Genomic DNA, 12,671 nt, shown 5'->3' on the forward strand with positions numbered 1-12,671 from the left:
TTTCGATTACGCCGTCAAAATCTTGGCGCAACCGATCAGGGCCGGGTATTTCGCCGTCATCAGGCGCACCGGCACATCATTCATCAAATCACGGAACCGCCCCTTGGCGATCATGCGCTCCTTGAGCGCGCTTTTCTTCATGTATTCGGTAATGCGCGGACCAATGCCGCCACCGATAAACACCCCGTCAAAGGCGCCAAGGGTCAAAACCAGATCCCCGGCAACACCGCCAAGGAACATGCAAAACCGTTCCAGCACCTTAAGACACAGGGCATCCCCGTCCTTAAGGGCACCATCAACAACCTCGGCCGCGGTTTTGGGTGCGACATCAAGCCCATCAATGGCGGCAAGTGCACGATAGAGGTTTTCAAGCCCCATGCCCGACAACACACGTTCGGCAGATACACGATCAAGTTCACGGCCCAGGAATTTGACGATCTCGTAATCCAGATCGTCAATCGCCGGCAGAGACACATGCCCGCCTTCACCTTGTATGGGCAACCATTTGCCTTCGTGTGGCAGCAGCCCCGAAACGCCAAGACCGGTCCCTGCCCCGACCACAGCCAATGGCAACCCCGGACGGCCTGGACCATCAAACAGCGTGATCAGGTCTTCGTCACCGAGATAGGGCACAGACATGGCAAGACCGGTAAAGTCATTGACCACCACCAGCCGATCGAGATTGAATTCGGCCTTGAGTGCTTCTTTCGAGAACACCCACGGATTGTTGGTGAACTTGACCGTATCGGCCATGGCGGGGCATGCCACCGCCACAGCAAATTCACGCAAGTCCGTGCAATCGGTTTTCACCATAAAATCCCGCATGGCATCGCCGATGGTGGCATAGTCACGCACCGGCAATGTCATGGGTGTGTGGGGATCGCCGGCCTCGTCCAGCCAGGCAAAGCGGGCATTGGTCCCGCCAATATCACCAACCAGCTGCATTACGCGACTTCAGCCTCCCCCGGGAAGGCCGCAGAGGCACCAAGTTCCGCCAGACCAACATGTTCGCGGAAGACACCAAACATCTCGCGGCCAAAGCCATCCTGATGTTCGGCCTTATGGTCAAAGGTCGCAAAGTCACGCTTGGCCAATTCGGCGTCGGTGACATTGAGCAACAGCTCGCCGGTTTCGGCATCAAGACGGATGATATCGCCATCCTGAACCTTGGCGATCGGGCCGTTCATCATGCCTTCCGGCGTCACGTGAATGGCGGCCGGGACCTTGCCCGATGCACCCGACATACGGCCATCGGTGACAAGGGCAACCTTGTAACCAAGATCCTGCAGAACACCCAATGGCGGGGTCAGTTTGTGCAGTTCCGGCATGCCGTTGGCTTTCGGCCCCTGGAAGCGGACAACACAGACGACGTCACGATGCAGTTTGCCTTCCTTGAAGGCGTCCATCATTTCTTCCTGCGACGTAAACACCGCCGCCGGCGCTTCGATCACGCGGTTTTCCGGCTTAACAGCCGAAACCTTGATCACGGAACGGCCAAGGTTGCCCGAAAGCATACGCAAACCACCATCAGCACTGAATGCCTTTTCGGTCGGACGCAGGATTTCTTCGTCATGGCTGGTTTCCGGCGCATCACGCCAGGAAAGCTTGCCATTATCAAGATACGGCTCGGTGCCATAGGCCGCCATGCCACCGGTATGAATCGTTTCAAGATCCGGGTGTAAAATACCGTTCTTAAGCAGATCGGAAATCACAAAGCCCATACCACCTGCCGCATGGAAGTGGTTCACATCCGCCTGCCCGTTCGGATAAACACGGCAAAGCAACGGCACAATGCGCGACAGCTCATCGAAATCATCCCAGCGAAGCTCGATCCCGGCTGCACGCGCCATGGCCGGCAGATGCAGGGTATGGTTGGTCGACCCACCGGTGGCGAGCAAGCCAACAATCCCGTTCACAAACGCCTTTTCATCCAGGATCTTGCCAATCGGGCGATAGTCATTGCCAAGCTTGGTAATGGCAAGCGCACGACGTGCGGCTTCTTCGGTCAGTGCATCGCGCAGATCGGTATTCGGGTTGACGAACGCCGCCCCCGGAAGATGCAAGCCCATAACTTCCATCAGCATCTGGTTGGAGTTCGCCGTGCCATAGAAGGTGCAGGTGCCCGGGCTGTGATAGGACGCGGTTTCTGCCTCAAGCAGTTCCTTGCGGCCAACCTTGCCCTGGGCATAAAGCTGCCGGATGCGGGCCTTTTCATTATTCGGCAAGCCTGATGGCATCGGCCCCGCCGGGACAAACACCGCCGGGATATGGCCATAGGAAAGCGCGCCCATGACAAGACCAGGAACGATTTTATCGCAAACACCAAGGTAAAGGGCCGCATCAAACACATCATGCGACAGCGACACAGCCGTCGACATGGCAATGACATCGCGTGAGAAAAGCGACAGTTCCATACCCGGACGGCCTTGCGTCACGCCATCACACATCGCGGGAACACCACCGGCAACCTGTGCGGTGCCGCCGGCTTCAAACACGGCCTTTTTGATACGGTCGGGATAAACACCCAACGGTTGATGGGCCGACAGCATATCGTTATAGGACGTGACGATACCAAGGTTTGCACCGTCTTCGCCGTTAATGCGCTGCTTTTCCGCAGCCCCGCAACCGGCCGAAGCATGGGCAAGGTTGCCACATGACAGGGCGGAGCGATGCGGGCGATCAGAGGCCGCTGCCTCGATCTTGGCAAGGTAGGCTTCGCGGGTTGGTTTGGAACGCTCGATAATGCGTTTTGTAATCTGTTCTATTTCACGTTTCATGGGGTTCAGCCTTTCGGGTTCTCGGCGCTCCACCACAGATCGACGGGGACATCGTTCTGTTGCAAGATTGCGCGAACTGGCATCTCTTCGATTTCCGTGCCGTTTTTCGCGGTTTCATAGGTCGACCATTTGGATTGTCCGGTAATGTGGATGGCAATGTACCGGGAATTCAGGATGGCGGGCAAAGTCATGCTGATGCGCGGGACCGGTGATACGGTCGGGCGGGCAGCGGCGACCAGTTCGCCATGCTTGGGATAAAGCCCATTACCCAGGGCTTCGGGGGTTGAGGACGGGAAAAGCGATGCGGTATGACCGTCATCCCCCATCCCCAAAAATACGATATCAAGCGGCCAGTGCATTTCGGTTCGCAACCGCGCGCTGACGGTTTCGACCGCGTCTTCCGGGCTGTTATCGCCTGTTTTCAGCGACACAAAGCGGGCGATCTGCGCTTCGTTGATAAACAGGTTATCGCGCACCAGCTTCTCATTGGACTGATCATCATCAAGCCCCACCCAGCGATCATCACCAAGGGTGACAATCACCTTTGACCAGTCAAGGCGCGCCTGTGAAAGGGTTTGAAACAGCGGCTTTGGAAAGCGTCCACCAGCGACCGCAATGCTGGCGTGGCCGCGGGTTGCGATGGCAAATTCCAGACGATCAACGGTTTCCTTGACCATTGCCGCAAGCATTTCATCGCCGCTTTTGAATGTGCGTTCGTTTGTCATGTCTTCTTCCCGAAGTTGGGGTCATGGCGAGTTTGCGCAAGGCCCCGGCACATAAGTACCGGGGTGCACAATGCTAGAACCCGGCCTCTTCGTTCCAGGTCCGGCCATCGCGTTCGATCAGGGCGATGGCAGCAGACGGGCCCCACGTTCCGGCGGTATATCCCTTGGGCGTGACATGATTGTTCTGCCACGCATCCTGAATGGCGTCGACCCACTGCCAGGCAATATCCTGTTCATCGCGGCGGACAAACAGGGTGTTGTTGCCATCAATCGCATCCAGCAAAAGACGCTCATAGGCATCCGGGCTGCGGCCGCCAAACGCCTCGGCAAAGGACAGGTTCAATGCCGTCGGACGCAGACGCACAAGCCCCGGTCCCGGGTTCTTGTTATTGAGCACAAGATGGATACCGTCATCAGGCTGCAGGCGCAGGACCAGCTTGTTGGCCTGATAGTTGGTCATGGATTTTGCCAGCGGGAAAATCTGGTGCGGGACGTCACGGAACTGGATAACGATTTCCGAATGGCGTTTGGGCAAACGTTTGCCCGTGCGCAGATAGAACGGAACACCTGACCAGCGCCAATTATCAAGTTCTGCCCGGATGGCCACAAAGGTTTCGGTGGTGCTGTCGGTATTGGCACCTTCCTCTTCGAGGTAACCCGGCACTTCCTTGCCGCCCACAGCGCCCTTGCGGTACTGGCCGCGCACGGTGGAACTATCGATATTGCTGTCGTTGATCGGCTGAAGGGCTTTCAGCACCTTGACCTTCTCATCGCGGACCGCATCCTGATCAAGGACATAGGGCGGCTCCATCGCGACAAGGCACAAAAGCTGCAACATATGGTTCTGCACCATATCGCGCATCGCACCGGCATCGTCATAATAGGACCAGCGGCCTTCGACCCCGACTTCCTCGCCGACCGTGATCTGTACGTGATCGATATGCGCGCTGTTCCACAGCGGTTCGAACATCGCATTGGCAAAGCGCAGGATCATAAGGTTCTGCACCGTTTCCTTGCCAAGATAGTGGTCGATACGGAAAATCTGGTTTTCCTCGAACACTTCACCGATCTGGCCGTTGATTTCACGGCAACTGTCAAGATCATGACCCAGCGGCTTTTCCAGCACGACACGGGAATTCGGCGTTACCAGACCTGCCTTTTTCAGATTAAAGGCCATGTCGGCAAACAGCGATGGACTGGTCGAGAAATAAAAGACACGATCACGATCAGGCTGATCGGACAGCTTTTCATACAGGACCTTGAACCCGCTTTCATCGCCGGCAGAAACCTGCACATAGGCGATTCGACTGGCGAACTTCGCCCAGGTCTCGGGTTCGAATTCGCCTTTGGGAATGAACTTCTTCCCGGCTTCTTCCAGCTTGGCCCGGAAATCTTCGTCGCTATGTTCGCTGCGCGATGCGCCAAAGATGCGGGTCTCATCATCGAAACGCCCGGTGCGTTCCATTTCATACAGTGCGGGAAAAAGTTTACGTAACGCCAGATCTCCGGTCCCACCGAAAATCACGATATCCGCGATACGATGCTTAAGCCTTTGCCTTTGTTTCATTATGCCCTTAGCCTTCCAACGTTTCCTTCCCGTCGCCAAGGTGGGACCCTGGATCTTGCGATCCTGGCAGACAATCGGGGCACGGCATTTTGCCGTGGTGGCAATCCCGGCCTTTCCGGAACTGCCTATCTGGCAGACAGCTGCGCCGCAAGCGGAGCGTTATCGACCGCAAGCCGGCGTTTCGCCTTCCCATTCTGGTCGAACAAATAGCAATCCTGTACCCGGGCAGTTACCCCGACAGAGCTCCCTGATGCGATTGCCGTATCGCCAGCAACACGGGCAACAAAAAGCTCTTCGGCACCGGTCTGCACATAGACGAGGCCAGCCTCGCCCAGATGTTCAACCACATCGACCGTTCCTGCGAACAATGCTGTGTCCTGATCAGCAATGTTGCAATGTTCCGGCCTGACGCCCACTGTTACACGATCTCCTGTGGCAAGACCACTGCCATCAACGGGCAGATCGACGTCTTTACCAGAATCCAGTTTAACCGTAACAGTTTGTTGCGAAACGGCCCCAACAACCGCCGGAACGAAGTTCATTTTAGGCGATCCGATAAAGCCTGCAACAAATTGATTTTGCGGGTGATGATAAAGTTCCAGCGGGGATCCAACCTGCTCGACCCGACCGGCCCGCAAGACGACAATTTTATCGGCCATCGTCATCGCTTCGACCTGATCATGCGTCACATAAATCATCGTGGACTTCAATTTTTCATGAAGTTTTGTCAACTCGATGCGCATTTGCACACGCAGTGACGCGTCAAGGTTCGATAACGGTTCATCAAACAGGAACACGCCGGGTTGGCGCACAATTGCACGCCCAATCGCGACACGCTGTCGCTGACCACCGGAAAGTTCCTTGGGCTTGCGGTCAAGAAGTTCTTCAAGCTGCAAGATCTTGGCCACCGCCATGACGCGTTCATGCTGCTCGTCCTTGGTCTTTTTCGCCAGATCGAGCCCGAATGCCATGTTGTCAAACACCGACATGTGCGGATAAAGCGCGTAGGACTGAAACACCATGGCGACACCACGATCCTTGGGCGCGACATTATTAACGACCTTACCGCCAATCGACAGTTCCCCGCCCGAGATATCCTCAAGCCCTGCGATCAACCGCAGAAGCGTTGACTTTCCGCACCCTGATGGGCCGACAAATACGCAGAACTCACCATCGCGAATATCAAGGTTCACACCATGAATGACATGGACCGGCCCGAACCGCTTTTCGACCTGCTTTAAAACAACATCAGACATCTTAAACTTCCCTCTGACTTCTTTTGTTATAAGGTCCCGAAATAAAAACCCCACCCCGGCAGCGTCAGGTGACTACCTGCAACTGTGCCGGTGGCAAACGGGCAGTTCGGTTCGGATTGTCCGGGCAGTGTGACTGTTACCGGATCAGGGGTGGTGTTGAACACGCAAATCGTGCGCACAACGCCAGACATTCGGGCAAAGGCAATGACATCACCGCCCAGATTTTCCAGCATCTCGATATCGCCATTGATGATTTCCGGATGGCTTTTGCGCCATGCCAGAAGATCGCGATAGAAATTCAACAACGAGTTCGGATCTTCAGTCTGATCTGCCACCGCGAGTGCACTGTGCTCTGGCGGAACCGGCAACCACGGCTGATCGCCAAAGGTAAATCCGCCATGTGGTGCATTGGCATTCAGCCATGGCATCGGTGTGCGGCAACCATCGCGCCCCTTGAATTCTGGCCACATTTCAATGCCGTAGGGATCCCGAAGCAGTTCATAAGGTACAACTGCTTCTTCAAGACCAAGTTCTTCGCCCTGATAGATGCACGGGGTTCCACGCAGGGACGTGTAAAGTGCCGGGATCATCCGCAGGCGCGCATCATTGTCCCCGCCCTTGTCCTTGCCCCAGCGGCTGGCAACGCGCATGAAGTCATGGTTGGACACTGCCCAGCATGGCCAGCCATCCCCCAGCACATCAAACACGTTTTTGAGCATGTCCCGCACAAGCCCGGTTTCAAGCGGGCTTTCAAGCAGATTGATGGTGTAAGCCATGTGAAGCTTATCCCCGCCTGAAGTGTATTCCGCCATGGTCGCAAGCGAATTGTCCGAGCCGATTTCACCCACCGTCGTGCTGCCGGGATATTTATCCATTACCGCGCGCAGCTTTTGCAGGAAGGCTATATTTTCCGGGCGTGTCTTGTCATAGACATGCATCTGGCGTGTATACGGGTTTTCCTTTGGCGCACCTTCCGGGCGATGTGTGCCCGGAACCCATGGCGGGTTATCACGCAACTCCGCGTCATGAACATAGAAGTTCGCCGTATCAAGCCGGAACCCGTCCACCCCGCGCCGCAGCCAGAATTCGACATCATCAAGCAACTGCGCCTGCACATCCGGGTTATGGAAATTCAGATCCGGCTGACTGACCAGGAAGTTGTGCATGTAATATTGCTGTCGCGTGGTATCGAATTTCCACGCCGACCCGCCAAAGATCGACAGCCAGTTATTGGGCGGCGTGCCATCGGGTTTTGGATCGGCCCAGACATACCAGTCGGCTTTGGGGTTATCACGTGATGAACGACTTTCCTTGAACCAGTCATGCTGATCCGAGCTGTGTGACAGCACCTGATCAATCGTGACCCGCAGGCCCAAGTCATGGGCACGTTCAACCAGATGATCGAAATCGGCCAGCGTGCCAAACATCGGATCGACATCACGATAGTCGGCCACGTCATAGCCGAAATCCTTCATCGGCGAGGTAAAGAACGGCGACAGCCAGATCCCGTCCACACCAAGCGACGCGACATATTCCAGTTTTTGGGTCACCCCCGGCAGATCGCCGATCCCGTCACCGTTGGAATCAAAGAAACTGCGCGGATAGATTTGATACAGGACGCCACCGCGCCACCAGTTTTGATCACCGGCCAAAGCCATTTTTGATCACCTTCAAGTCAATTTGGGACGAGATCGCATCAACCTTTGACAGCGCCAGCCGTCAGGCCGGACACGATGCGACGTTGGAAAATCAGAACCAGAACAATCAATGGAACCGTCACGATGACCGATGCCGCCATGATATTGCCCCAAGGCATTTCAAACTGGCTCGCACCTGAAATCAGGGCGATGGCGACCGGCACGGTGCGCTGTTCATTGGTCAGGGTAAAGGTCAGGGCAAACAGGAACTCGTTCCAGGCCATGATGAAGGCCAGTAGCCCGGTGGTTACCATGGCCGGCCACATGACGGGCAGGAACACCCGCGTGATTACCGTCCACGGGCTAGCGCCATCCATGACAGCCGCTTCTTCGAGTTCGCGGGGCAGTTCGCGCATGAATGCCGTCAGAATCCAGACCGTGAATGGCAAGGTCAGCATCATGTATGAAATCGCCAAACCGAACATGCTGTTATAAAGCCCGACCGCACGGATCAGCTCAAACATGCCCGACAGAACAGCCACTTGCGGGAACATCGACACCGACAAAATGGTGATCAGCAGCAACCCACGTCCGGCGAACTTGACGCGCGCCAGCGCATAGGATGCGGTTACCCCCATCAGAAGGGAAAGAGCAACCACCAGTACGCTAACAAAGATCGAATTGAAGATATTCCGCCCGAACGGCTGACCTTCGAACACCGAGAGATAGTTTGCTAAGCTGAAGCTTTCGGGCAGATAATTGACTTCAAACAGGGCCGATCCGGTTTCGAACGCGGTCAGGATCGCATAGTAAAACGGGAACACCGCAAACAGGACGATCACGCCGACCAGCAAATAGAAGCCAGCCTTTTTGACGATGTCATTAAAGGTCATATCCATCTTAGTGCCCCCCTTCATCAAGGCGCACACGGCCAATCATGATATAAGCCATGATGCAAAACGCGATTACCAGGAACAGCAGTGTGGATGCGGCAGAGCCATATCCAACTTCCTGAAAATCGACCAATATCTGTCGGGCATAGACCGACATGGTCATGGTGTTGGGATTGTTCGGCGTCAGCACGTAAATCACGTCAAACACCCGAAGAGCATCAAGCGCACGGAAGATAACCGCAACCATCAGGGCTGGCTTGATCAGCGGCAAGGTCACCTTGAAGAACACCTTGACCGGGTGAATGCCATCGACCTTGGCGGCTTCGTAACAGTCACTTGGCAACATCTGAAGGGCTGCGAGTGTCAAAAGCGCCATAAATGGCGTCGTTTTCCAGACATCGACCATGATGACGGCGGCCATCGCCATTTGCGGATTGGCCGTCCATGCGATCGGTGCGTCGATAAAGCCAAGAGCAATGAACAGGTCATTGATGATGCCGAACTGATCATGAAGCATCCAGTTCCACATCTTGGCTGACACAATCGTCGGAATTGCCCACGGAATCAGAACAGCAGCACGGACAAGCGCGCGCCCCTTGAATTCCTGATTGAGGACAAGGGCAACAATGATGCCCAGAACCGTCTCAAGCGAGACCGAAATCACCGAGAAATAAATCGTATTCCAGACCGCCTGCCACCATTCCGGATCAGCCAGAAGCCCAAATGTCTCGCCGTCATAAACGGCATAGAAATTCTCAAACCCGATAAAGCCGTAGCTGCCAAGATCAGACAGATTTGCATCGGTAAAGCCGAAGATAAACGTTCGAAGCAAGGGCCAGCCTGCCACTGCGGCCAGAATGACCAGCATCGGGGTCAGGAACAACCAGGCCGAACGCCGTCTTGAACGTGTCAGGGACGAAACCTGCGCCATGTTACTGCTCTTGATATTGAAGTCAGACGGAGCAATGCCCGTCAGTTACCCGGCTTGCCGTTTTCCGATGTTAACAGCCGCTACTTCGGATGCGTTCATCGCAGCAACCCGGCCTTGTGTCCGTCGGCGGAGCGTCGTGTTTTGACGCCCCGCCCGACGGATGGGCGTTACCAACCGGAACGCTTGATGCGTTTAAGGCTACGTTCAAGCCCGGTAAGGGCCTCATCAGCAGTCTGGTTGCCAGAAAGGGCACTATGAACAGCCTGCCAGAACTCGCTTGAAACCTTGTTATAGTTTGAACCGGTCACAGTTGACGGACGCGGTGCGGCATTGACAAAGGTGTCATAAAGATCGCCAAAGAACGGGTTAGCCGAAAGAACTTCTTCGTCCTGATAGAGATCGGCAATCGTCGGATTATAGGACCCTTTGATGGCACGGCGTTTCTGTTCCTCATAGGAGGTCAGGAACTTCACAAGGTCTGCGGCAAGTTCAGGGTTTTCGGAATATTTGGAAACTGAGAGCTGCCAACCGCCAAGGGCTGCTGCCGAACGGCCATCTTCACCACCCTTTGGCAGGGCAGCGACACCGACCTTGCCTTTGACCGGGCTGTCAGCAGAGTTTGCCAGCGACCAGGCATAAGGCCAGTTGCGCATGAAGACCGAGTTGCCCGACTGGAACACACCACGTGCTTCTTCTTCGGCATAACCAAGAACACCTTCCGGCGAAATCGTACCTACCCAGCCCGCAGCAGTGCGGATGGCTTCCTTGGCGGCATCGTTATTGATCGAAATGTCGCCATTTGGCTCAACAACCGATCCTCCGTTATAGGAAACAACCCATTCCAGCGCGTCGCAGGTCAGGCCTTCATACGCACGGCCCTGGAACACATGGCCCCACATCTTGTCGTTGCCAGCCTTGCGTTCGCCTTCCTGAATTTTCTGGGCCGTCGCGGTCAGTTGTTCCCAGGTTTCCGGGACGGGCTCACCGTACTTTTCCAGAAGATCCTTGCGGTAATAAAGAACACCTGCATCGGTGTACCACGGCATGGCAACCAGACGATCTTCGAAGGTGTTGTTGGCAACAATGGCTTCAAAGTGTGCTTTGGCCTCTTCGGCCATATGATCGTTCAGATCAATGAAGTGATTACCAAGAATACCCGGCCAGATCACATCGATCTGAAAGACGTCGATATCGGCCGAACCGGCGGCCAGAATTTGCTGGTAAAGGGCCAGACGTTCGGTGGTGGAGTTCGGAGTGGAAATCACCGAAACCTCGTTACCGGTTTTGGCCGCCCAAGCATCGACACCTTCCTGACACAACGCAAGTTCCTGACCAACCGCGCCACACGAAATCGAAATTTTGGCTGCATGTGCCGACCCGGCGATGGTGATGGCTGCGCCAAAGACGCCCGCAGTCGCGAGCAACTTTTTCATCAAGGTCATGGAGACCTCCCTATATTGATGTTTGTTTTCCATGCAGCCTTTCGGCGGCTGCCTTGTTTGTTCTTATTGGACGTATTTCTGTGCAGGATGGGTTCCGCGCCAGAACCCCAGTCGCACTATTTGGCTACAATCAATTCGGATTTTGCTTTCCCGGCGCGGAACCATCCGATTGAAAAAGGATACGCCTGATATGACCTTTTCAAAGTGTCATATCCTTCAAAGGATGATACTATTCTGCAAATTCAACGCCAATAGTCCTACAATTGACGGGTTAAAATGCGAATCATCCAGGAACGAATTACCAATCCAGATGGATATAGCTGGGGTTATTTCCATTATGTCTGGGATGATTTCCGCTGTAACTGGCACCAGCACCCGGAATATGAAATGACCCTGACGCTCAACGCCAAAGGGTCGCGTCTGATTGGTGATCATCGTCAGGATTTCGATGGTATCGACTTTGCCATGGTCGGCCCCAACCTGCCCCATTTGTGGGAATGCAAACGTATCGACCCGTCCCGCCCGATTGAAGTTTATGTCATGTGGCTGTCTCAGGAATGGGTGCAGAACCTGACCCATGACTTTGTCGAATTTGCCGACTTCCACGAATTGTTTGATCGGGCACGCCGTGGTCTTTCCTTTACCGAAGACGCTGTTGCCAAGGTGGAGAGTATCTGCCCCAAGCTTGATAGTGCCAAACCACGCGCACGCTTCATCCTGATGATTGAAATGCTGGAAACCCTTCTGGCCGGGATCGACCGCCCCTTGGCATCCGCCAATTTCCGGGGCGAGGCTGGTCACAACAGTGAATCGATCCGGGTTGACCGCGCCCTTGCCTTCATCCATGCCCATCACGCTGAACCGTTGCGCGTTTCTGCCCTGGCCGATGTCGCGGGTGTAAGTGAAAGCAGCTTCTATCGTCTGTTCAAACGCTACACCGGGCGCAGCGTGGTGGAATATTTGAACGAATACCGCATCTCGCGGGCGTGCGTTCAGTTGTCACGCACCGATCTGCCGATTTACCAGATTGCGGAAAATAACGGCTTTCCCAACCTGTCCAACTTCAATCGTCGCTTCCGGCAATATCGCGGCAAATCGGCCAATGCCTATCGCGAGAACATCCGGGTTCATGGCCAGTTCCCCGATCATCCGCCGACACCGGCCGCAGTCGCAGGTGCCGTTCCCGCCCGACCGCTTCCAAGCGAAGTTGATGGCATCCCGTCACGCACAGCCATCCCGGCAGCAACGATTGATGCGGCCGAGTAAAAGAACATCGGCGTTCATTTTATCAAGACTCGCGCAAAGGTACTGTTTTCTGCGGATTTGATTAAACCCGAGTCTCCCCCCTTTGACGTGAATGTTCTCATTCTCACCAAAAAAAGAGAACATTTGAGAACGCAATCTTTATATTTAAATTCAATCACTTAATATAGACGCCTGCAT

At 54.9% G+C, this 12,671-nt stretch carries 10 protein-coding genes; 1 reads left to right on the forward strand and 9 read right to left on the reverse strand.

The window, feature by feature from the left end:
* Nucleotides 1-6: 6 nt before the first annotated feature.
* The 9 genes from glk to FHI25_RS18680 form a co-directional block, all read right to left on the reverse strand.
* Complete coding sequence (gene glk, locus FHI25_RS18640) at nt 7-945, reverse strand: glucokinase (protein ID WP_210520350.1); 939 nt, start codon at nt 943-945, stop codon at nt 7-9.
* Complete coding sequence (gene edd, locus FHI25_RS18645) at nt 945-2,777, reverse strand: phosphogluconate dehydratase (protein WP_008892135.1); 1,833 nt, start codon at nt 2,775-2,777, stop codon at nt 945-947. The genes glk and edd overlap by 1 nt, the downstream gene beginning before the upstream one ends.
* A 5-nt stretch (nt 2,778-2,782) precedes the next feature.
* Entirely contained in the window at nt 2,783-3,502 is a 720-nt protein-coding gene (gene pgl, locus FHI25_RS18650; protein WP_210520352.1) for a 6-phosphogluconolactonase, read from the reverse strand.
* Between the two features lie 73 nt (nt 3,503-3,575).
* Nucleotides 3,576-5,069, reverse strand: coding sequence for a glucose-6-phosphate dehydrogenase (gene zwf / locus FHI25_RS18655; RefSeq protein ID WP_063090213.1), 1,494 nt, complete (start codon nt 5,067-5,069; stop codon nt 3,576-3,578).
* 125 nt (nt 5,070-5,194) lie between these two features.
* Nucleotides 5,195-6,325 (reverse strand): sn-glycerol-3-phosphate ABC transporter ATP-binding protein UgpC, encoded by a 1,131-nt coding sequence (gene ugpC, locus FHI25_RS18660; protein WP_210520354.1) that lies wholly within the window; start codon nt 6,323-6,325, stop codon nt 5,195-5,197.
* 26 nt (nt 6,326-6,351) lie between these two features.
* On the reverse strand, nt 6,352-7,983 hold the full coding sequence (locus FHI25_RS18665) for an alpha-glucosidase (protein WP_210520355.1): 1,632 nt from the start codon (nt 7,981-7,983) through the stop codon (nt 6,352-6,354).
* A gap of 38 nt (nt 7,984-8,021) precedes the next feature.
* On the reverse strand, nt 8,022-8,861 hold the full coding sequence (locus FHI25_RS18670) for a carbohydrate ABC transporter permease (RefSeq protein WP_246879220.1): 840 nt from the start codon (nt 8,859-8,861) through the stop codon (nt 8,022-8,024).
* Nucleotide 8,862: 1 nt separating this feature from the next.
* A complete protein-coding gene (locus FHI25_RS18675) occupies nt 8,863-9,786 on the reverse strand; it encodes a sugar ABC transporter permease (protein ID WP_064790522.1) in 924 nt (307 codons plus the stop codon).
* Between the two features lie 167 nt (nt 9,787-9,953).
* On the reverse strand, nt 9,954-11,228 hold the full coding sequence (locus FHI25_RS18680) for an ABC transporter substrate-binding protein (protein WP_210520357.1): 1,275 nt from the start codon (nt 11,226-11,228) through the stop codon (nt 9,954-9,956).
* A 276-nt stretch (nt 11,229-11,504) separates the two neighbouring features.
* Here FHI25_RS18680 and FHI25_RS18685 point away from each other — a divergent pair, with 276 nt between their 5' ends.
* A complete protein-coding gene (locus FHI25_RS18685; protein ID WP_064790521.1) occupies nt 11,505-12,494 on the forward strand; it encodes an AraC family transcriptional regulator in 990 nt (329 codons plus the stop codon).
* Nucleotides 12,495-12,671: the final 177 nt, after the last annotated feature.

This window comes from Thalassospira sp. ER-Se-21-Dark (genome assembly GCF_017922435.1).
GTDB lineage: Bacteria > Pseudomonadota > Alphaproteobacteria > Rhodospirillales > Thalassospiraceae > Thalassospira.

Bases quoted from the DNA above. Each gene is read 5' to 3' on its own strand.
- FHI25_RS18665 (WP_210520355.1), bottom strand. From the start codon at position 7,983: ATGGCTTTGGCCGGTGATCAAAACTGGTGGCGCGGTGGCGTCCTGTAT.
- FHI25_RS18670 (WP_246879220.1), bottom strand. From the start codon at position 8,861: ATGGATATGACCTTTAATGACATCGTCAAAAAGGCTGGCTTCTATTTG.
- ugpC (WP_210520354.1), bottom strand. From the start codon at position 6,325: ATGTCTGATGTTGTTTTAAAGCAGGTCGAAAAGCGGTTCGGGCCGGTC.
- FHI25_RS18685 (WP_064790521.1), top strand. From the start codon at position 11,505: ATGCGAATCATCCAGGAACGAATTACCAATCCAGATGGATATAGCTGG.
- edd (WP_008892135.1), bottom strand. From the start codon at position 2,777: ATGAAACGTGAAATAGAACAGATTACAAAACGCATTATCGAGCGTTCC.
- FHI25_RS18680 (WP_210520357.1), bottom strand. From the start codon at position 11,228: ATGACCTTGATGAAAAAGTTGCTCGCGACTGCGGGCGTCTTTGGCGCA.
- pgl (WP_210520352.1), bottom strand. From the start codon at position 3,502: ATGACAAACGAACGCACATTCAAAAGCGGCGATGAAATGCTTGCGGCA.
- zwf (WP_063090213.1), bottom strand. From the start codon at position 5,069: ATGAAACAAAGGCAAAGGCTTAAGCATCGTATCGCGGATATCGTGATT.
- FHI25_RS18675 (WP_064790522.1), bottom strand. From the start codon at position 9,786: ATGGCGCAGGTTTCGTCCCTGACACGTTCAAGACGGCGTTCGGCCTGG.
- glk (WP_210520350.1), bottom strand. From the start codon at position 945: ATGCAGCTGGTTGGTGATATTGGCGGGACCAATGCCCGCTTTGCCTGG.